The organism is Staphylococcus sp. aM, assembly GCF_052975125.1.
On the sequence record NZ_CP121447.1, the window covers coordinates 727,991 to 747,502 of the forward strand.

Below are 19,512 nucleotides of genomic sequence, written 5' to 3' on the forward strand. Positions count from 1 at the left end.
ATATACAAAATCAAAATATATTGTCAAAACCTGGGATATCACGTCTCAGGTTTTTTATTTTTTTTATAGATCAATCTTATTTCAATAAATTATTAAAATATTAATTGATATAAATTGAAAAATAATTAAACATGATTGGAAGTAAGTAGCTAGGGTATATGAAAGTTAGAAAAAGGGGAGTGTTATACATATGAAAAATAAATCTATTAGCATTGTATTTTGGGTTGCATTATCCATTTGTACTCTTTTTGTTATCTATGGTGCAATCTTGCCAAAACAATTAGAAACCGTTACTAAAAATATCACTTCATTTATAGCGGTTCATTTTTCATGGTATTACCTATTATTAGTATTACTTATATTAATTGTATGTGTTTATTTACTATTTTTTAGATATGCAACAATTACTTTAGGTAAAGAAGGTGAAGATCCAGAGTTTTCATTACCATCGTGGTTTGCGATGTTATTTAGTGCTGGTATGGGGATTGGTTTAGTATTTTGGACAACGGCTGAACCCATTAGTCATGCCTTTAAACTAACACCAATACATAAAGCAGGTACACAAACTGCAATTAATGATGCCATGCAATTTTCATTTTTCCATTGGGGTATTCATGCATGGGCTGTGTACGGTATTGTTGCACTTGTCTTTGCTTATTTTAGCTTTCATAAAGGCTATCCTGGTTTAGTGAGTGCAACATTAGTACCTATTTTTGGAGAAAAAGCAATGAAAGGACCGATTGGAGGCGCCATTGATGTATTAGCAGTGATAGCTACTGTGACAGGGGTAGCGGCGACATTAGGATTCGGTGCTTTACAAATTAATGAAGGACTTCATTTTCTATTCCATTTACCGAATAATTTTGGTACGCAAGTGATATTAATTGCGATTGCAACAGTGTTATTTACTTGGTCTGCCTGGTCAGGTATTGATAAAGGCATTAAAACACTAAGTAATATCAATATGGCATTAGCGTTTATTGTATTAGTTGGTTTATTTATTGTGGGTCCAACGCTTTATATTTTAAATACGTTTACGAATGGTTTAGGGAATTATATAGCTAATTTCTTTAGTATGAGTTTAAGAATTCCATCCAGCCAGCAAAAATTCCAATGGTTACAAAATTGGACAATCTTTTATTGGGCTTGGTGGGTATCCTGGGCGCCGTTTGTAGGCATCTTTATTGCACGTGTTTCAAGAGGACGTACCATTAAAGAATTTATTTTAGGTGTATTATTCGTTCCTGCATTAGTTTGTTTTATATTCTTTGCTGTTTTCGGTGCTTCTGCAATGTATTTACAAGACAATAAAATTGCTAACATCGCGAAAGAAGCAACTGAAACCGCTACATTTGCAACATTAGAACATTATCCACTTGGATTTATTTTAAGCATTTTAACGTTAATTGTGATAATGATTTTCTTTGTTACCTCTGCAGATTCAGCAACTTATGTATTAGGAATGCTCAGTTCACAGGGTGATATTAATCCATCTTCAATTGTAAAGGTCAGTTGGGGAATCATTATGGCTTTATTTGCTATCATTATGATTTATACAGGTGGAACACAAGCCATACAAAATTTACTGATTATCGCAGCATTACCGTTTTCAATTGTCATTATTTTAATGATATGGTCATTATTTAAATCACTGGGTGAAGAAAAACCTAGACCAAGTAACAAGATATTAGTGAAAGATAGAGATTCAGACGTTTTAGAATATAAAAGTTCGAAAGATAAAAAAAGTTTTTAGATTTTTTGAAAAAATGTTTCCGATTACAATTAAATGGGAATAAACCATATAAGTAGTACTTAATTAAATATAAAAACTGATAATTAAATTTTAAATTATTGGTTTTGATTTATTTATAATAGGGTACTCATTTTGTGTGATACTAAAAAATATAATACTAATTGAGGAGGTGTCATACGAGGTGAAAAGACTTAAAAACTTTATCCTTGGCCTACTTATCGTAGTCATCGTTGGTTTCCTATTGTTTATGTATATTAAAGATAGTCGTATTTCTCAATATCAAGATTACTTCTTACAATTCAATTGGTTCCAACCACTATTGATTGGTCTAGCAGGATTGCTAATATTAATTGGTTTAATATTAGTACTAAGCATATTTAAACCTACGTATAGAAAACCTGGATTGTACAAAGAATTTGACGACGGTCATGTCTATGTATCAAGAAAAGCTGTTGAGAAAACAGTTTATGATACGATTGCTAAATATGATCAAGTTAGACAACCTAACGTTGTTACAAAAATGTACAACAAGAAGAAAAAATCATTTATTGATATTAAGGCAGATTACTTTGTTCCAAACAATGTTCAAGCAACATCATTAACAGAAAGTATTCGTGCTGATATTAAACAAAATGTTGAGCACTTTACTGAAATGCCAGTAAGAAAATTAGAAGTAAACGTCAAAGATCAGAAAACTTCTGGTCCAAGAGTGTTGTAAGGGAGGGATATCATGGCTAATAATAATAACCAAAATGGACAAGACTCTACGCAACAGCTTATTAACATATTGAAAACTTTCAAATGGAGAATCATCGGATTTTTAGCATTTTTACTTATAGCTATATTATTCCTAACTTTAGGTTTCTGGAAAACAATTTTAATTATTGTTTTATGTTTAATAGGAATAGGAATTGGGTATATTAAAGACCGTACACAAGACTTTTTGAATTTTCTAAATAGATGGAGTTAATTTAACTTTAATTTCTAAGATGTTCATTTAAAGTTTTAAAAAGATTAAAGAATAATAATTTTATTTAAAAAGGAGAATGCAAAATGGCAGTAGATAACAATAAAGCAAAACAAGCGTATGATAACCAAACAGGTGTTAACGAAAAAGAAAGACAAGAACAACAAAAACAACAGCAACAACAAGAAAACCAACAACCTCAATTTGAAAACAAATTAACTTTCTCTGATGAAGTAGTTGAAAAAATTGCTGGTATCGCAGCTCGCGAAGTTAAAGGTATCTTAGATATGAAAGGCGGCTTCACTGATAGCTTTACTAACGCTTTCTCAAGTGGTAACAATGTAACAACAGGTGTTTCTGTTGAAGTTGGTGAAAAACAAGCTGCTATCGACTTAAAAGTTATTTTAGAATATGGTGAATCTGCACCAAAAATCTTCCGTAAAGTAACTGACTTAGTTAAAGAACAAGTGAAATATATCACTGGTTTAGAAGTTGTAGAAGTTAACATGCAAGTTGACGATGTTATGACTAAAAAAGAATGGCAACAAAAACATGAAAAAGATAACAACCAAAACAACAACAATAACGAAAGACAAGGTTTACAATAATCTGTCCATTTAGTTATTTAGTTTTATAATAAAGAATCCGTGAGATACTTAAATATGTATCTCACGGATTTTTTCATACGTTTTAGTATTAAGAATGTAAGGGATTATTTACTTTAATATATGTGTATTCGTGTGCTTCATCTTCTAAGCGCATGGTAGTTACGCATTTATAATCAATTGTTTTAGCAAACATTACATTTTGAATTTCAGAGATTCTTTCATTAGGAACATCGGTCATTGTATCTAATATTTGGTGAATGATGTTTGCTATATCGTTCCAAATTATATCTTCTAAATTCTTATGATCAGCTGATTGTACAATGGTTAAGATTAATTCGCCTAAATGATTTTGAACGGTTGAATAAAAAGCTTTATTGAAAACAGAAACTTTAGATTCTGTTAAAATGCGTGATTTCTCGTGAAATTGGTCTGTAGCATAACCCATATCATTTAATCTTGCTTGATCGATTCTTAATCCTTCAAAGTCTCTCACATATAAATGATTTAATGAACCATCTTCGTTAAAATGTACAATTGCGTTCTGCAAATGTGCTTCAAGTGCAATTCCGTACTTCGTTAATAACGGTACAACTAAGCCTAATAGGGCATGACTATAATCTTTCATCCACGTTAGAGCAGCTTCATCGTATGAAGTGAATTTATGGTGACTTTGGTATAACTTAATTAATGACACTATTGGTGGCTCAGGGTGATATGGATATTGAGCGACTAGACTAGATGGAATCATTGAAGTTAAACCATTTTGCTTGAGATGAGTGTTAATATTGGTTCTAAATAAAGTACCTAATTGTTCACTACGCTCAGTTTGTATTGGGTCTAGGTCGTTTTCATTATAAAAATGGATACCAGCAACTTCATCAATGACCGATGATGCATATGGTTTGAATGTCGTATCATTAACTAATATTTGATTTAAAATGTGGGTCACTAACGGGCCATTATGTGTGGTTTGCTCCGATAATGTTCTAATCTCTCCAGTAATATGCACATTAGTTGATAACTTAATATGAGGATCTTCATTTGGCGCTTTTGGCATCAATGTTCTAAAAGATAATCCAGCATAATACGGTAATGTACATTGAGTCTTAATGATCATATGTTGATCTAGTTCTTTACTATAATCTCGATCGAGCACTTCATCATACTGCCAAGGATGTACTATCATGACATGATAATCATATATATTGATATCATCATATTGTTTTATTTCATCCAAAAGTTGTTGATACATACTAGGGAAAAGTTGGTTGATCGTATCATTATAAGATTTATCTAATGATTGCACTTTACTAAATTGATGATGTATCAAAATAATTTTCAAATCAATGGGTTGAGCAAATTCAGGAGAATATTTAAATGTCTCACTTGAATCCATACCTTTTCTTAATTTTGCACCTGGATGTAGAGGGTGACCTTCGATAACAGCTTGTTCTGAACGTAAATAGCTATCATTATGATTTTTAATAATATCAAACAAAGGTTGTGACTCACCTTTCATGCTATAGGCTTGATAACTAATAGCAAATATCATATTTGCTGCGCTATTTGTTAAATCATCTTTAAATTGATCGCTAGCCTCGTTATCTAACTCCGGTGCTTCAATTAAAACCCATTCTAATATATCATTCGGATGTTCTACTCGATAAAAAGATGAATCATTTATAGATTGATAATAAAAAGGACCTTCAACATCTACACGATTAAATGCGTGTTGACCACTTATAGGTGCATATAACTTTTTATGTGATGCTTTAAATTCTATTTCTAAAACTTCAGGTCGATGGATGGACAAAGCTTCGATATCTTTACTTTTTAATATTCTACTATGATCTTTGCCGTGTACCAGATTTTCTCTATGTATTGATGTGACTAATCTTTGTGTCACTTTATCGCGACCAATATTTATATTTTCAATAAAGTATTGCGACCATTCTGGATGAGATTGACTTAAAAATTGATAAGCATTTTGCTCATCTTTGGTCAGTTTTAAATTATGTTCTTTTGTGTTTTTAATTAAATTCATAATTCACCTCTAAAAAAATATTTTACAAAAATTAATAAGATTTGTATAATCCATATTAATGATAATGATTATTATTATCAATTAAAAAGACAGGTGAAATTTATGGCTAAATTTTTCTTTTCCAGTTCATTTCTACTGTTTTTAGGGAATTGGATTGGGCAAATCGGGTTAAACTGGTTTGTACTTACTACATATCATAACGCAGTTTATTTAGGTTTAGTTAATTTTTGCCGGCTCGTACCCATTTTGTTACTAAGTGTATGGGCAGGTTCTATAGCTGATAAATATGATAAAGGAAATTTACTGCGTATTACAATCTCTTCATCATTTTTAGTTACAGCAATACTGTGTGTGATGACGTACTCATTTAATCAAATTCCTGTATATATTGTATTAATCTATGCGACATTACGAGGAATGCTAAGTGCTGTTGAAACACCAGTAAGACAAGCAGTCTTACCAGATTTATCTGATAAAATCACAACAACACAAGCAGTATCATTTCACTCATTTATTATTAATATATGTCGTTCTATTGGTCCAGCCATTGCAGGTGTTATTTTAGCAGTTTATCATGCACCAACGACATTTTTAGCTCAGGCTATTTGTTATCTCATAGCGGTAGCTTTATGTTTACCAATACATATTCAAGCAACTGATTTGGGGGAACACCAAAAAGAGATGTCATTAAAAGTAGTGTTGGATTATTTCAAACGCAATTTAGAAGGTAGTAAGATTTTCTTTACTTCACTTCTAATTATGGCAACCGGTTTTTCATATACAACAATATTACCGGTCTTAACTAATCATGTTTTTCCCGGACAATCTGAAATATTTGGTATTGCAATGACTTGTTGTGCTATTGGTGGCATTATCGCTACTGTGATATTACCTAAAATTCTAGATCATATCGATGCTGTTAAAATGTATTATCTTAGTTCATTACTTTTTGGTATCGCCTTATTAGGTATCATTGTTCATAATTTAGTAATGATGTTTATCTGTATTACTTTAATTGGATTATTTAGCCAATGGGCGAGAACAACAAATCGCGTTTATTTCCAAAATAGTGTTAAAGATTATGAAAGGGGTAAGGTATTAAGTATTGTAATGATGGACCGAGGCATGATACCGTTAGGAAGTTTAATTATGAGTTTCTTTGCTGACAAATTTGGCGTATTAAATACATTTTTAATTATGGGAATAAGTACAGTAGCCATTTCGATCATATTTTACTTAATGCAACGAGTTCATAAAATTGGAGGAATTTCACAATGACACGCAATGAGTGGTTACTTGCAGATAAAAATATTCAACATAGAATGTTAAATGCAATTGTAAAAGAACGAATATGTCCTGAGGACGCAAAAATAAATCAATCAACAGATAAAATAGAAATACAATATCATGGACGAGTTCTAACTGCCTATGTTTTAAGAAAAAGTATGTTAGAAAGATATGTATTTGATGGACCATTCACATATCAATGTGGTGATGAACGCATTCAAATTACAAGTTTAGAAAGTTTACTTAACATATTGAATGATGCTTTTGATATTGAAATATCTGAGCGTTTATATCATGAGCTTATCCATAGTAGGGATAGCTTTGTAGAATCATATAAACAATTTAATAATAGAACATCATTAATTCATCAAAGTATGACATTTTCAATGCTACCAGACACGATTAATTTTTTTACATGGTTGCAACATATCAAAGATAATGGTACTACAAACGATTTAAGTTACTCTGAAAGTTTAGTTTTAGAAGGTCATCCTACACATCCTTTAACTAAGACCAAGTTGCCATTAACATCAGAGGAAATACGTCGCTATGCACCAGAATTTGAAAAAATTATTCCATTACATATTATGTTAGTTTCATCTTCACATATAAGGACAACATCAATGGAAAATGATGAACAGTATATCGTTAATCAAGTTATTCCAGAACTTAAGGATAAATTACAATCATTTCTAAAACCGCTCGATTTAGAAATGAATAATTATCGGGCGATCTTTGTACATCCATGGCAATATGATCATGTGATTGGTGAACGTTTTAAAACATGGATTAGTGAGAAAATATTAATTCCAACACCGTTTACAGTCGAATCTAAAGCCACATTGTCTTTTAGAACAATGGAGTTATTGCATCATCCATTTCATATAAAATTACCTGTAAATGTACAAGCGACAAGTGCTGTACGAACAGTATCTACTGTGACAACGGTTGATGGTCCTAAATTAAGTTATGCACTGCAAGATATGTTGAATATTTATCCTGAATTAAAAGTGTCTGCTGAGCCATTTGGCGAGTATGTCGATGTGGACGCGGATTTAGCACGTCAATTAGCGTGTATTGTTAGAGAAAAGCCAGTGTTAGCTCAAGAAGGATCAACTATAGTTAGCGCAAGTCTAGTGAATCGCAATCCGGTTGATGATGACGTCATAGTTGATAGTTATATTAAATGGATAAATAACGAGCTCACTACAGAATCGATAGAACAATTTATTCGACAATATACAAGCACATTAGTAAGACCATTAATAGCGTATATTCAAGATTACGGTATTGCTTTAGAATCACATATGCAAAATACCATCGTAAATCTTGGTCCTAATTATCAAATGAACTTTTTAGTCCGAGATTTAGGTGGTTCCCGTATTGATTTACAAACATTAAAACATAAGCTACCAGATGTTAAAATTACGAATGAAAGTTTAATTGCAGATTCAATTGAAGCAGTAATAGGTAAGTTTCAACATGCCGTTGTCCAAAATCAATTGGCAGAGTTAATTCATCATTTTAATCAATATGACATGGTGAATGAAGAGAGATTATTTAAAATAGTACAACAAGAAATTGAAGCGGCGATTGATGCCAATAAAAATCATGCTCAAGCTTTACATCGTGTCTTATTTGGACCAACAATTTCAGTTAAAGCATTATTAAGTATGCGAATGGAAAATAAAGTGAAGAAATATTTAAATACAGAATTGGAAAATCCAATAAAAAAAGAGGTGTAAGTACATGGCAAATATAAAAATAAATTTATCCAAAATACAATACAATGCCAAAGTACTTCAAACCATTTTAGATGCTAAACACATACAATTTACACCTGTCATTAAATCTATCGCAGGGGACCTACAAATTGTTCAAAAATTAATTGAATTAGGTATCACACATTTTGCAGATTCTCGATTAGAGAATATAAGACAATTAACTAATTTTGATTGTTCATTCACGATATTACGATCAACACAATTATCACAGTTAGATAATATGATTAAAGATACACAAATCAGTATTCAAACCGAATTAAATACTATTATTGAGCTGAATCGTATAGCGCAACATTTAAATATAAAACATCAAGTGATATTAATGGTTGATTGGAAAGACGGTAGAGAGGGTGTTCTAACTTACGATGTTGTTAAATATATCGAAACCATATTGAATTTATCCCATATTCAACTTGTTGGTGTGTCATTTAATTTTATGTGTTTTAAATCAAGTTCACCAATCGAAGATGATGTCTTTATGATTAACAAATTTGTTAGTGCCATTGAGAGAGAAATAGGTTATCGCATGAAAATTGTATCGGGTGGAAACTCAAGTATGCTACCGCTAACGATGTATAATGACTTAGGCAAAATAAATGAATTACGAATTGGTGAAACATTATTTAGAGGCGTCGATACAACTACAGACAAGCCCGTTTCACATTTGTATCAAGATGCGATAGTATTGGAAGCAGAAATATTAGAAATTAAACCACGTATGAATAGTCATACGAAACAGTCATATTTGCAAGCGATAGTTGATATAGGATACATTGATACGGATACAACTCATATAAGCCCGATAGCCAATGATATCCAAATTATTGGTGCATCAAGTGATCATTTAATGATCGATTTAAATAATCAAGATCATTATCAAATTGGTAATAAAATACAATTTCAATTGAGTTATGAAGCATTATCTCGCTCGATGTATAATAAAAACCTAGAAAAAGTATATGTAACTGATACGAAAGTTGAAACGATGATTCATTCATTTAATGAGCCATTTTGTTCAACGTATCATATAAATTCAAATATCTAATCAACGGAGCACCGACATCAGTGATCTCAATTAATTTTGAGAGTAATGTAAGGTGCTCCTTTTTAATATCTTGGAAATTTAAAATTCAAATATATGATAAAACCATTCCGCATTATATATGATAAAAGTATTCGAAGGGTTCATATTAATTATAAAATTTATAAAAATCATATTGACAATGAGAATCGTTATCAATAAACTATATATGTAAGCATATACATAGTTAAGGAGTGGAAAAATGAAAGGTATCAAGTTTTTGAGCATACTCGGCTTAATGTTAGCTTTAGTATTAGTCACTGCATGCGGTAGCGTAAGTAATAATGGGTCAGACGACTCTAAAAATAAATCAGCGTCTAAAGATGGGGTTGAAATTAAACATGCTGAAGGAACAACTAAAGTTCCTAAACATCCTAAACGTGTGGTCGTTCTTGAATATTCATTTGTAGATGCATTAGCAGCGTTAGATGTTAAACCTGTAGGGGTTGCAGATGATAATAAAAAAGAACGTATTATTAAACCCTTAAGAGATAAAATCGGAAATTATACTTCAGTAGGTGCTCGTAAGCAACCCAATTTAGAAGAGATTAGTAAGTTAAAACCAGATTTAATTATTGCTGATAGCAACAGACATAAAGGTATTTATAAAGATTTAAACAAAATTGCACCAACGATCGAACTAAAAAGTTTCGATGGGAACTATGATGATAATATCGATGCATTCAAAACAATTTCTAAGGCATTAGGTAAAGAAGACGAAGGTAAAAAACGTTTAAAAGAACATGATAAGAAAATTGCTGAATACAAAAAAGACATCAAATTTGATAAAGATGAAAAAGTATTACCAGCTGTAGCGGCAAAATCAAGTTTCTTAGGACATCCTAGTGAATCATATGTTGGTCAATTCCTAACACAATTAGGATTTAAAGAAGCATTATCACCAGATGTTACAAAAGGTTTAAGTAAATACTTAAAAGGTCCTTATTTAGAAATGAATTCAGAAACATTGTCTGACGTTAATCCAGGTCGTATGTTTATTATGACTGATAAAGCGAGTCCAGATGAACCAACATTCAAGAAAATGCAAAAAGATCCAGTCTGGAAAAAACTTGACGCTGTTAAAAATGATCGTGTAGACGTTGTAGATCGTGATTTATGGGCTAGAGCTCGTGGATTAATTTCTTCTGAAGAAATGGCGAAAGAATTAGTTGAGATTTCTAAAAAGGATCACAATAAAGACGATAAGTAAGGTGGAAAACTATGACTATGAAGGAACAAAGTAGTCAATCCGCTATACTACAAGAAAAAAGAAAACGCACTACACTCACATATATTGTGAGTGTGTGCTTTCTTTTTATTTGTATTTATTTAAATTTAGCGATTGGTTCTTCTCATATTGAATTTAAAGATATCATTCATTATATAACAGGTCATACTGATACGAAACAGACATTCTTGATACATAATTCTAGAATGCCACGCATGTTAGCAGGTTTATTAATCGGTGGTGCATTGGCACTTGCAGGTTTATTAATGCAATCTATTACGAGGAACCCATTAGCCTCACCACAAATATTTGGTGTGAATGCTGGAGCTTCTTTCGTTATTGTATTAATAACGGTTCTGATACCTTCACTTGAAAGCTATTCCATGATTTTAGCAATGATTGGTGCATTCTTAGGTGGATTAACGGTCTATACACTTTCAGGTTCAACTAAGGCAATGACACCAGTTAAATTAGCATTGGCAGGTATGGCTATTCATCTATTCTTCAGTAGTATGACTCAAGGAGTAATATTGTTAAATGAAGATTCCAACTCATCAGTGATGTTTTGGTTAGTAGGTTCATTGTCAGGTGTTAAGTGGCCAGAAGTGATTGCTATTACACCATGGTTAGTTGTGGCTATGATAGTTACAATGCTTATGGGACGTCAATTAACAATAATGGAACTAGGCGACGATATTGCTAAAGGATTAGGTCAAAAAATTCAAGTTGTTCGAATGCTCTTAGGATTATTAGTCATTATTTTAGCGGGTTTATCAGTTTCAATCGCAGGTCCAATAGGATTTGTAGGCTTAATCGTACCTCATATTGTAAAACGTTATATCAAAAATAATTATATCTTAATGATTCCACTCACTATTATAATTGGTGCCGATTTATTATTATTTTCTGATGTTTTATCACGACTTGTCACACATCCTTTTGAATCTCCAGTTGGTATCGTGACTTCTTTCGTAGGTGCATTTTACTTCTTATTTATCACAGTTAAAGGGGTGAAACGCGTATGACAAGGAAGAAGCATATGATTAGATATAGTATTGTTACAATATTATTAGTTATTAGTGCCATTTTTAGCCTATGTATTGGCTCAGTAATCGTGAATCCTATCGAGGCGATTAAAGGCATCTTCACACATGATAATTTTATTTTAAATGAATATAGAATCCCTAGAACATTATTAGGACTGATTATCGGTAGCAGTTTAGCGATATCTGGGGCAATTATCCAAGGTGTTGTTCGAAATCCACTTGCCTCTCCAGATGTGATAGGTATCTCTAAAGGTGCCAGTTTAGCTGCTGTTATTATCATCATGCTATTTCCATCAGCACCATTAGCGATATTACCTATTGGTTCGTTTATTGGGGCGTTAATGATTAGTTTAATATTGTCTTTTTTAATTTCTAAATTTGATGTTAAAGGATCTAATTTAGCTTTAATTGGTTTAGCAATAGGGGCAATATGTACGGCGATTGTGCAGTTTTTATTAATTCGCAATCCAATGGATGCTAATAATGCGCTTGTTTGGTTAACTGGTAGTTTATACGGTCATAATATTTCAAACTTCTTATCTATATTACCTTGGTTCATTATCACTATTCCGATAATTTTAATGTTGAGCCATCAATTGGATATCCTAGGATTGGGAGATAACGTCGCTGTCGCATTAGGTGCTAAAGTTAAAAGATTAAAAATGGTGTTACTCATCTTATCAGTAATGTTAGCAGGCGCTTCAATTTCAGTTGTTGGTGGTATTAGTTTCTTAGGATTGATTTCACCACATATCGCAAGACAAATAGTTGGCCATAAAACAATGCATGTCGCAATAATGTCAGGTTTAATCGGAGCGATATTATTAACATTTGGTGATGGTTTAGCGAGAGGTATTCATCCGCCATTAGATATTCCAGTAGGTGTCATTATTGCTATTATCGGTGCACCTTACTTCTTATTCTTATTAAGAAAAATGTAATAATTAGTGATACGACTCATAGACATTGTATGCATCAAGATACATGATATTGTGTTTCTTGGTGCATTTTCCATGTCACAAAATATTTAAATGAGTAACTATATATTTATAAAATTATTTAACTTTTAGCCATTGCACTTTGAATGTAAATCGCGTATAGTATTAAATACTTAATTATTCATAAAAATGTATATATATGAAAGAGTGTTTTGAAACAAATATAAATGTAATTTGAGTATATATAATTGTATTTTTAAATAGAAAGAAATGGATGACGAAAGATGAATAGATATTCTAAGCAAGAAATCATTAAAGGTCGAATTAAATTTATAACGATGTCACTTATCGGCATTATTTTATTTTTAATTCCTATACCAGTAGAACAAGATGGTAAAAAGCAAACGACGCTACCTGTTGCATTTTTAGCTAATTGGCTGAAAGATATTGTTGGTGGAGCAATGCCTTTTATCATTGTGACGATTATAACTTTATCAGCTATTTTAACACTCATTTGTTCTACGATTTTAAAAGATAAATTGGATCCAAAAGGATTATTATATAATGCGTTTAATGTGAATGTAAGTTGGATAATATTAAAGGTTTTAGCAGTAATCTTTGCATGGATGACGTTACTTAAAGTTGGACCTAAAATGATATATTCAGAAGATACTGGTGGTCTTGTGTTTTCTAGTTTATTACCAACTTTAGTAGCAGTATTTTTATTTGCGGCTTTATTTTTACCATTACTTATGGAATACGGCCTGTTAGAGTTGTTAGGGCCTTTATTTAGACCTGTCATGCGACCGTTGTTTACATTACCTGGCCGTTCAACAGTTGATAATTTAGCATCTTTTATTGGAGATGGTACTGTTGGTGTATTAATAACTAGTCGTCAATATGAAGAAGGTTTTTATTCAAGAAGGGAAGCAACAGTGATTTCAACTACTTTTAGTGTGGTTTCTATTACCTTTGCTATTATTATTGCAGATACTGTTAAAATGCAAGATCAATTTTTCTTATTCTATTTAAGTGTTATTATTTCATGTTTAATTGCGGCGGTTATCATGCCAAGAATATGGCCCTTGAATAAGATACCAGATGAATATGCGAAAGAAGTATCGAGTGATGCAAGAACAGAGCAACTTCCTGAAGGTAAAACAGCAATTGGTCATGGATTTGATATGGCTACAGAAGTAGGGATTAAAGCACCAGGTGTGAAAGGCTTCTTTAAAGCCGGATTAAAAACAGTCGTAGATATGTGGTTTGTTATATTACCTGTAGTGATGAGCATTGGTACGATTGCTACTATAATTGCGAACTATACGCCAATCTTTGAATTAATTGGGAAACCATTCGTTCCATTTTTACAACTCTTACAAATACCTGAAGCTACACACGCATCTCAAACCATTTTAATTGGTTTTGCAGATATGTTTTTACCATCTATATTAATTGAAAGTGCACATAGTGATTTAACTCGATTTGTTATTGGTGCATTGAGTATTACACAATTAATATATTTATCAGAAGTAGGCGGCGTCATTTTAGGTTCAAAAATACCAGTTAATATCGGTAAACTATTTGTTATCTTCTTAATCAGAACAATTATTACATTACCTATTATTACTTTAATCGCACATCTATTTTTATAATATATAAGCCAAGATGCCTTATTTGTTGTATTAACAACTGCACATCTTGGCTTTTTTTCTATTCTAACTATATTGATATTGTTATGGATTTAAAACAGATAGTACATTTGCTTTTACGATTTGGTTTTTAATAACTGGAGATGGTTCGTCGCTTTTTGAATCTTTTGGTCGTTGATGCGCCTCTTTAAATGCATCGCTTTTTACCCAGTTATTGAAATCATCTTCAGTTTCCCACCATGTATTAACGTACATATCCTCAGTTTCATCATCTTCGTTATTGACTTGCCAAACTTCGATTTTATTAAATCCTTTTAGCGATTCAATTTTTCCACCTTGTGTGAATCTTGGTGCCATTTTTTCTGCGAAACCTTGTTTAACAGTAATGCGATTTGTAACAACAAACATTAAAATCACTCCTTATATATATTTAAATTATTCGTCAAATGTTATCTAATTAAATTATAGTCCTTCATTAGGACTATTAAAAATAAAAAGAGACAATGAGCATTGCGATTATTAGCAATATCATTGTCTCAAAGTTTATGAAAACTCTATTAAAATAAGATTATTTTGTTAATTCGTTGTATACTTTTTGATCATTTTGAGTATAAATAATGTATTCATGGTCATCTGTATCGATAATAACGCGATTTGTTTTACCGAATGTAGAACCGATTCTAGAAACTTCTCTACCTTCAACGTTAGGTACTGCGTGAATATCTTGGTCTTGAGAGATATTTTTAATTTCGTTTGTTGGAATTTTAATATCTGCTACTCTCCATTGAATTCTAACCTCATTATTATCTTTTTTTACTGTCATTGCCATGATCCAATACACATCCTTTAATTAATTTTGTAAGTATATCATAAATCATTTTGTAACCGTTTTCAAGATATAATGTGATACTTTTTAAAATTAAGTCATACTAATTAATAATGATTTAAAAAATAGAAGAGACCGAAAATACGTTCGTATAAATAAGGAGAATATGATAAAATATTGCTATTAAAGGAGAGGTAATTATGACTGGAAAGACACATGCATCTTGTGGTTTATTAGTAGGTGCTCTAACAACTCAATATTTTCATACAGATTTATTTTCATCAGTGACAGTTATTGTATTGTCGGTTATTTCTAGTTTATTACCTGATATTTGTCATACCCAAAGTAAAATAGGTAGGAAATTTAAAATACTTAGTTTTTTAATTCGACTGTTATTTGGTCATCGGACATTTACCCATTCATTGCTATTTATAGGAATCATTGGATTTTTACTTCATATCATAGAGGCACCTATATATTATGAAGTAGCAATTATCATAGGATTGATTTCACATGTTATACTAGATATGGTAACACCTAAAGGGGTTAAATTATTGTATCCATTGCCAATAACAATTAAAACACCGTTGAATTTTAAAACAGGTGGACTTGTAGATTTATCACTTGCAACTGCTTTAACAGTTGGAGCTATTTATGTGTTTTTTCAAAGTGAAGTAAATGATATCATACATCATTGGGGATACATATTTACGCAATATTAAAAACAAGATACATAAATTCGAATATACAATCGAGTGAAATTATAATTTACATAAGGAGACAAATTAATGTTAGAGAAAAATAAATTAGAGAAATTTAATCAACAACATTTATACGAATATGAAAAATTGATGAGTAGTAATGAAAAGCACGCGCTTGAAGATAAACTTGAATCATTAGATTTAGAAGAAATTCAAGAAATGTATAAAAACTTATATGTTAATAGACAAACCATTGATGATACATCAGATGTATCGGAAGTTAAATATACTGTAAAGTCTGAACTTGATGAACAAGTGAAAGATGAATATAGAAATCAAGGTATTGAAGCAATAAGAAATGGCCAGTTTGCAGTCGTATTAATGGCTGGTGGTCAAGGGACTAGATTAGGGTATTCAGGTCCAAAAGGATCATTTGAAATAGAAGGCGTAAGTTTGTTTGAATTACAAGCGCGTCAATTGATGGCATTGAAGAAAGAAACAGGACATACAATGGATTGGTATATCATGACTAGTGATACCAATCATGAAGCTACTTTAGCTTATTTTGAACAACATCAATATTTTAATTATGATATAGATAAAATACATTTCTTTAAACAAGATAATATCGTTGCATTAAGTGAAGAAGGCCAACTTGTATTAAATGAAGCGGGTCATATTATGGAGACACCAAACGGTAATGGCGGTATCTTTAAATCACTTAAAAAAGCTGGCTACCTTGATAAAATGAAACAAGATAATGTTAAATATATATTTTTAAATAATATTGATAATGTTTTAGTTAAAGTTTTAGATCCTATGTTTGCAGGATTTACAGTTTCCAACAATAAAGATATTACGTCTAAGACAATACAACCTAAGCAAGGTGAAAGTGTCGGTAGACTTGTAAATAAAGATAGCAAAGATACAGTTCTTGAGTATTCTGAACTAGATCCTAATGTTGCAAATCAATTTGATAATGCAAACATCGGTATTCATGCATTTAAATTAGGATTTATTATGAGTGCAGTTGATAGGGAATTACCATATCACTTAGCAATTAAAAATTTAAAACAACTAGATGAAGACTTTGGAGTAGTTGAACGACCAACACTTAAATTCGAGTTATTCTATTTTGATATCTTCCGTTATGGTACTAGTTTTATTACGTTACAAGTACCTAGAGAAGAAGAGTTTTCACCATTGAAAAATAAAGAAGGAAAAGACAGTGTAGAAACGGCAACAGCTGATTTGAAACGAATGGGAATGATTTAAACTAAGGTGGTCCAGAGTATGTCAAACACAGAACAACATATTGAATCAAATCATAGTTCTTTTAAAGATATCATGCCTTTGTCATTTGGTGAGGAAGTTGGAAATACTGTCACGCATGGCTTTGCATCATTTTGTACAATGGTTATATTACCATACGCTGCAGTGCATAGTTTTAATAAGCATGGGGCATTGTTATCGACAAGTATTTCAATATTTGTCATTAGTTTATTTTTGATGTTCATATCATCAACGGTCTATCATGCAATGGCGAATCATACAGTACAAAAATATGTATTGCGAATTATAGACCATAGTATGATATATGTTGCGATATCAGGTACATATACACCAATATTGTTAAATGTAGTTGGTGGTTGGTTAGGTTGGACTGTGTTTATTCTATTATGGGGGACAACTGTGTGGGGGATTTTATATAAGTCAATCGCCACTCATGTCAATCATAAGCTAAGTCTAATAGTATATTTAGTTATGGGTTGGGTAGGTGTTATATTTGCACCTATTATCATTTTAAGAACATCATGGTTATTTATACTATTTATTGTATTAGGTGGTTTATCATATACTATTGGTGCTTGGTTTTATGCACAAAAGAACCGACCATATTTTCATATGATATGGCATATATTTATTTTAATTGCTTCATTTTTCCATTTAATAGGCATATTATTTTTTATGTCTTAGATGAAAAACTAAAGGTAGCTAGAGATTTTACAATCATGTCTCTAGTTACCTTTTTTATAAATTAATTAGGAATCAATTAAATAAAGCGTTTATTTACAATTACAGTTGGAAAGATGAAATAAAATATAACAAAACGAAAAGTCATACTAATTAATGATTGTTTTATTAAATGAAAGTCTATAATATAGATTGAGTTGTAAGAAAAATTAAGTTGGAGGACAACTAAATGAGATTAAAATCGATGATAACGGTATTAGCATTAATTTTGATAATGTTTATGGCTGCGATTGAAGCATCAATTATTTCACTAGCAATGCCGACCATTCGTCAAGATTTAAATGCTGGAAGCTTTATTTCTTTAGTATTTACAGCATATTTTATTGCTTTAGTTATAGCAAACCCGATTGTTGGTGAACTAATGTCGCGATTTAAAATTATATATATCGCTATCACAGGGTTAGTTTTATTTGCAATAGGTAGTTTTATGTCAGGTACAAGTGAAACTTTTATGATGCTCATTATATCTAGAGTCATTCAAGGATTTGGTGCTGGTGTGATGATGTCGTTATCACAAATTGTTCCTAAACTTGCATTTGAAATCCCATTAAGATATAAAATCATGGGCATAGTAGGAAGTGTTTGGGGTGTATCAAGTATTATAGGTCCACTTTTAGGTGGAGGTATACTTGAAATAGCAACTTGGCATTGGCTTTTCTTCATTAATATTCCGATTGCCATTATTGCGATTATATTAGTCATTTTTACATTCCATTTTCCAGAGGAAGAAATCATATCTAAGACAAACTTTGATGTAAAAGGTTTAAGTTTATTTTATGTATTTATTGGTTTATTAATGTTTAGCTTGCTTAATCAAAATCAAGTTTTATTGAATGTTTTATCACTATTACTTGCATTATTGATAGGGTATATTTTATATAAAGTTGAAAAAACAACTGATCACCCATTTTTACCAGTGGTAGAATTTAATAAATCCATTGCCTTAGTATTTATTACAGATTTACTCATTGCCATTTGTTTAATGGGCTTCAATTTATATATTCCAGTATATCTACAAGAACAAATCGGTTTATCACCGCTTCAAAGTGGATTTGTTATTTTTCCATTATCTGTAGCATGGATAATCTTAAACTTTAACCTAGCTAAATTAGAAGCGAAGTTTTCAAGAAAAGCATTATATATTGGCGCATTTACCTTCCTAATCATTGGAAGTATCATTATTATTTTCGGTATAAAAACCCCTTTACTTATAGCATTTAGCTTTATTCTTGCTGGCTTGAGTTTTGGGTTTGTATATACAAAAGATAGTGTCATTGTGCAAGAGGAAACATCTCCACATCAAATGAAAAAAATGATGTCATTTTACGCATTGACTAAAAACTTAGGGTCTTCAATTGGATCAACGGTTATGGGTTATATGTATGCTATGAAAGCAGGTTGGTTCGGTAGCAATTTGCATAATGTACTAGGTTTAGCAATTATTATTGCAATTGTATTAGTTGCATTATGGAGTTTCATTTATAAGAACAAACCGGTGACTAACTAATCAAACTTAACAATTCGTTTGAACGCCTACATTTATTGTGGGCGTTTTTATAATTT

General features: G+C 31.3%; 18 protein-coding genes. 15 read left to right on the forward strand and 3 right to left on the reverse strand.

Translation table 11 applies throughout. From position 1 onward, the window contains the following. Positions 1–190 precede the first annotated feature (190 nt). The 4 genes from P7F85_RS03475 (at position 191) to P7F85_RS03490 (ending at position 3,328) form a co-directional block, all read left to right on the forward strand. Entirely contained in the window at positions 191–1,753 is a 1,563-nt protein-coding gene (locus tag P7F85_RS03475; RefSeq protein WP_046464417.1) for a BCCT family transporter, read from the forward strand. A 181-nt stretch (positions 1,754–1,934) separates the two neighbouring features. Continuing rightward, positions 1,935–2,471: an alkaline shock response membrane anchor protein AmaP gene (gene amaP, locus P7F85_RS03480; protein WP_002450483.1), complete on the forward strand. Its 537-nt coding sequence runs from the start codon at positions 1,935–1,937 to the stop codon at positions 2,469–2,471. Between the two features lie 12 nt (positions 2,472–2,483). Then, entirely contained in the window at positions 2,484–2,723 is a 240-nt protein-coding gene (locus tag P7F85_RS03485) for a DUF2273 domain-containing protein (RefSeq protein WP_002450482.1), read from the forward strand. Positions 2,724–2,806: 83 nt separating this feature from the next. Next, complete coding sequence (locus P7F85_RS03490) at positions 2,807–3,328, forward strand: Asp23/Gls24 family envelope stress response protein (protein WP_002466478.1); 522 nt, start codon at positions 2,807–2,809, stop codon at positions 3,326–3,328. 88 nt (positions 3,329–3,416) lie between these two features. On the opposite strand, the gene P7F85_RS03495 is transcribed toward P7F85_RS03490, so the two are convergent. Next, a complete protein-coding gene (locus tag P7F85_RS03495; protein WP_002466472.1) occupies positions 3,417–5,372 on the reverse strand; it encodes an IucA/IucC family protein in 1,956 nt (651 codons plus the stop codon). A gap of 102 nt (positions 5,373–5,474) precedes the next feature. On the opposite strand from P7F85_RS03495, the gene P7F85_RS03500 reads away from it, so the two are divergent. The 7 genes from P7F85_RS03500 to P7F85_RS03530 all read left to right on the forward strand — a co-directional run bounded on the left by P7F85_RS03500 (position 5,475) and on the right by P7F85_RS03530 (position 14,391). Beyond that, a complete protein-coding gene (locus tag P7F85_RS03500; RefSeq protein WP_002466514.1) occupies positions 5,475–6,650 on the forward strand; it encodes an MFS transporter in 1,176 nt (391 codons plus the stop codon). Next, positions 6,647–8,404 (forward strand): IucA/IucC family protein, encoded by a 1,758-nt coding sequence (locus tag P7F85_RS03505; protein WP_270251634.1) that lies wholly within the window; start codon positions 6,647–6,649, stop codon positions 8,402–8,404. Before P7F85_RS03500 ends, P7F85_RS03505 begins: the two co-directional genes overlap by 4 nt. Before the next feature lie 4 nt (positions 8,405–8,408). Continuing rightward, the gene (locus P7F85_RS03510) at positions 8,409–9,488 is read left to right on the forward strand and encodes an alanine racemase (protein WP_002466487.1); all 1,080 of its coding nucleotides are present in this window, start codon (positions 8,409–8,411) and stop codon (positions 9,486–9,488) included. A gap of 238 nt (positions 9,489–9,726) precedes the next feature. Then, positions 9,727–10,734 carry an ABC transporter substrate-binding protein gene (locus P7F85_RS03515; protein WP_002466489.1) on the forward strand — a complete coding sequence of 336 codons (1,008 nt, stop codon included), beginning with the start codon at positions 9,727–9,729 and terminating at the stop codon, positions 10,732–10,734. An 11-nt stretch (positions 10,735–10,745) separates the two neighbouring features. Continuing rightward, a complete protein-coding gene (locus tag P7F85_RS03520) occupies positions 10,746–11,777 on the forward strand; it encodes a FecCD family ABC transporter permease (RefSeq protein WP_002466523.1) in 1,032 nt (343 codons plus the stop codon). Then, positions 11,774–12,739, forward strand: a complete 966-nt coding sequence (locus P7F85_RS03525; protein WP_019236015.1) for a FecCD family ABC transporter permease — start codon at positions 11,774–11,776, stop codon at positions 12,737–12,739. The genes P7F85_RS03520 and P7F85_RS03525 overlap by 4 nt, the downstream gene beginning before the upstream one ends. Before the next feature lie 281 nt (positions 12,740–13,020). Further along, complete coding sequence (locus P7F85_RS03530; RefSeq protein WP_002466497.1) at positions 13,021–14,391, forward strand: YjiH family protein; 1,371 nt, start codon at positions 13,021–13,023, stop codon at positions 14,389–14,391. An 81-nt stretch (positions 14,392–14,472) separates the two neighbouring features. Here P7F85_RS03530 and P7F85_RS03535 read toward each other — a convergent pair whose 3' ends face one another. Then, on the reverse strand, positions 14,473–14,796 hold the full coding sequence (locus P7F85_RS03535; RefSeq protein ID WP_002466508.1) for a heme oxygenase: 324 nt from the start codon (positions 14,794–14,796) through the stop codon (positions 14,473–14,475). A 160-nt stretch (positions 14,797–14,956) separates the two neighbouring features. Further along, positions 14,957–15,217 carry a SunI/YnzG family protein gene (locus tag P7F85_RS03540; protein WP_002450471.1) on the reverse strand — a complete coding sequence of 87 codons (261 nt, stop codon included), beginning with the start codon at positions 15,215–15,217 and terminating at the stop codon, positions 14,957–14,959. A 197-nt stretch (positions 15,218–15,414) separates the two neighbouring features. Between P7F85_RS03540 and P7F85_RS03545 the strand changes: the two genes are divergently transcribed. From P7F85_RS03545 to sdrM, 4 genes are all read left to right on the forward strand, one after another. Next, positions 15,415–15,936 (forward strand): metal-dependent hydrolase, encoded by a 522-nt coding sequence (locus tag P7F85_RS03545; protein ID WP_002466485.1) that lies wholly within the window; start codon positions 15,415–15,417, stop codon positions 15,934–15,936. Positions 15,937–16,002: 66 nt separating this feature from the next. Beyond that, on the forward strand, positions 16,003–17,190 hold the full coding sequence (locus tag P7F85_RS03550; RefSeq protein ID WP_015364806.1) for a UTP--glucose-1-phosphate uridylyltransferase: 1,188 nt from the start codon (positions 16,003–16,005) through the stop codon (positions 17,188–17,190). Positions 17,191–17,208: 18 nt separating this feature from the next. Then, the gene (gene trhA, locus P7F85_RS03555) at positions 17,209–17,892 is read left to right on the forward strand and encodes a PAQR family membrane homeostasis protein TrhA (protein ID WP_002466495.1); all 684 of its coding nucleotides are present in this window, start codon (positions 17,209–17,211) and stop codon (positions 17,890–17,892) included. A 226-nt stretch (positions 17,893–18,118) separates the two neighbouring features. Continuing rightward, positions 18,119–19,456 carry a multidrug efflux MFS transporter SdrM gene (gene sdrM / locus P7F85_RS03560; protein WP_002466491.1) on the forward strand — a complete coding sequence of 446 codons (1,338 nt, stop codon included), beginning with the start codon at positions 18,119–18,121 and terminating at the stop codon, positions 19,454–19,456. Positions 19,457–19,512 lie beyond the last annotated feature (56 nt).

Bases quoted from the DNA above. Each gene is read 5' to 3' on its own strand.
- P7F85_RS03510 (WP_002466487.1), top strand. From the start codon at position 8,409: ATGGCAAATATAAAAATAAATTTATCCAAAATACAATACAATGCCAAA.
- P7F85_RS03520 (WP_002466523.1), top strand. From the start codon at position 10,746: ATGACTATGAAGGAACAAAGTAGTCAATCCGCTATACTACAAGAAAAA.
- P7F85_RS03535 (WP_002466508.1), bottom strand. From the start codon at position 14,796: ATGTTTGTTGTTACAAATCGCATTACTGTTAAACAAGGTTTCGCAGAA.
- P7F85_RS03525 (WP_019236015.1), top strand. From the start codon at position 11,774: ATGACAAGGAAGAAGCATATGATTAGATATAGTATTGTTACAATATTA.
- P7F85_RS03530 (WP_002466497.1), top strand. From the start codon at position 13,021: ATGAATAGATATTCTAAGCAAGAAATCATTAAAGGTCGAATTAAATTT.
- P7F85_RS03475 (WP_046464417.1), top strand. From the start codon at position 191: ATGAAAAATAAATCTATTAGCATTGTATTTTGGGTTGCATTATCCATT.
- P7F85_RS03550 (WP_015364806.1), top strand. From the start codon at position 16,003: ATGTTAGAGAAAAATAAATTAGAGAAATTTAATCAACAACATTTATAC.
- P7F85_RS03490 (WP_002466478.1), top strand. From the start codon at position 2,807: ATGGCAGTAGATAACAATAAAGCAAAACAAGCGTATGATAACCAAACA.
- P7F85_RS03545 (WP_002466485.1), top strand. From the start codon at position 15,415: ATGACTGGAAAGACACATGCATCTTGTGGTTTATTAGTAGGTGCTCTA.
- P7F85_RS03500 (WP_002466514.1), top strand. From the start codon at position 5,475: ATGGCTAAATTTTTCTTTTCCAGTTCATTTCTACTGTTTTTAGGGAAT.
- sdrM (WP_002466491.1), top strand. From the start codon at position 18,119: ATGAGATTAAAATCGATGATAACGGTATTAGCATTAATTTTGATAATG.
- P7F85_RS03505 (WP_270251634.1), top strand. From the start codon at position 6,647: ATGACACGCAATGAGTGGTTACTTGCAGATAAAAATATTCAACATAGA.
- P7F85_RS03540 (WP_002450471.1), bottom strand. From the start codon at position 15,217: ATGGCAATGACAGTAAAAAAAGATAATAATGAGGTTAGAATTCAATGG.
- P7F85_RS03485 (WP_002450482.1), top strand. From the start codon at position 2,484: ATGGCTAATAATAATAACCAAAATGGACAAGACTCTACGCAACAGCTT.
- P7F85_RS03495 (WP_002466472.1), bottom strand. From the start codon at position 5,372: ATGAATTTAATTAAAAACACAAAAGAACATAATTTAAAACTGACCAAA.
- P7F85_RS03515 (WP_002466489.1), top strand. From the start codon at position 9,727: ATGAAAGGTATCAAGTTTTTGAGCATACTCGGCTTAATGTTAGCTTTA.
- trhA (WP_002466495.1), top strand. From the start codon at position 17,209: ATGTCAAACACAGAACAACATATTGAATCAAATCATAGTTCTTTTAAA.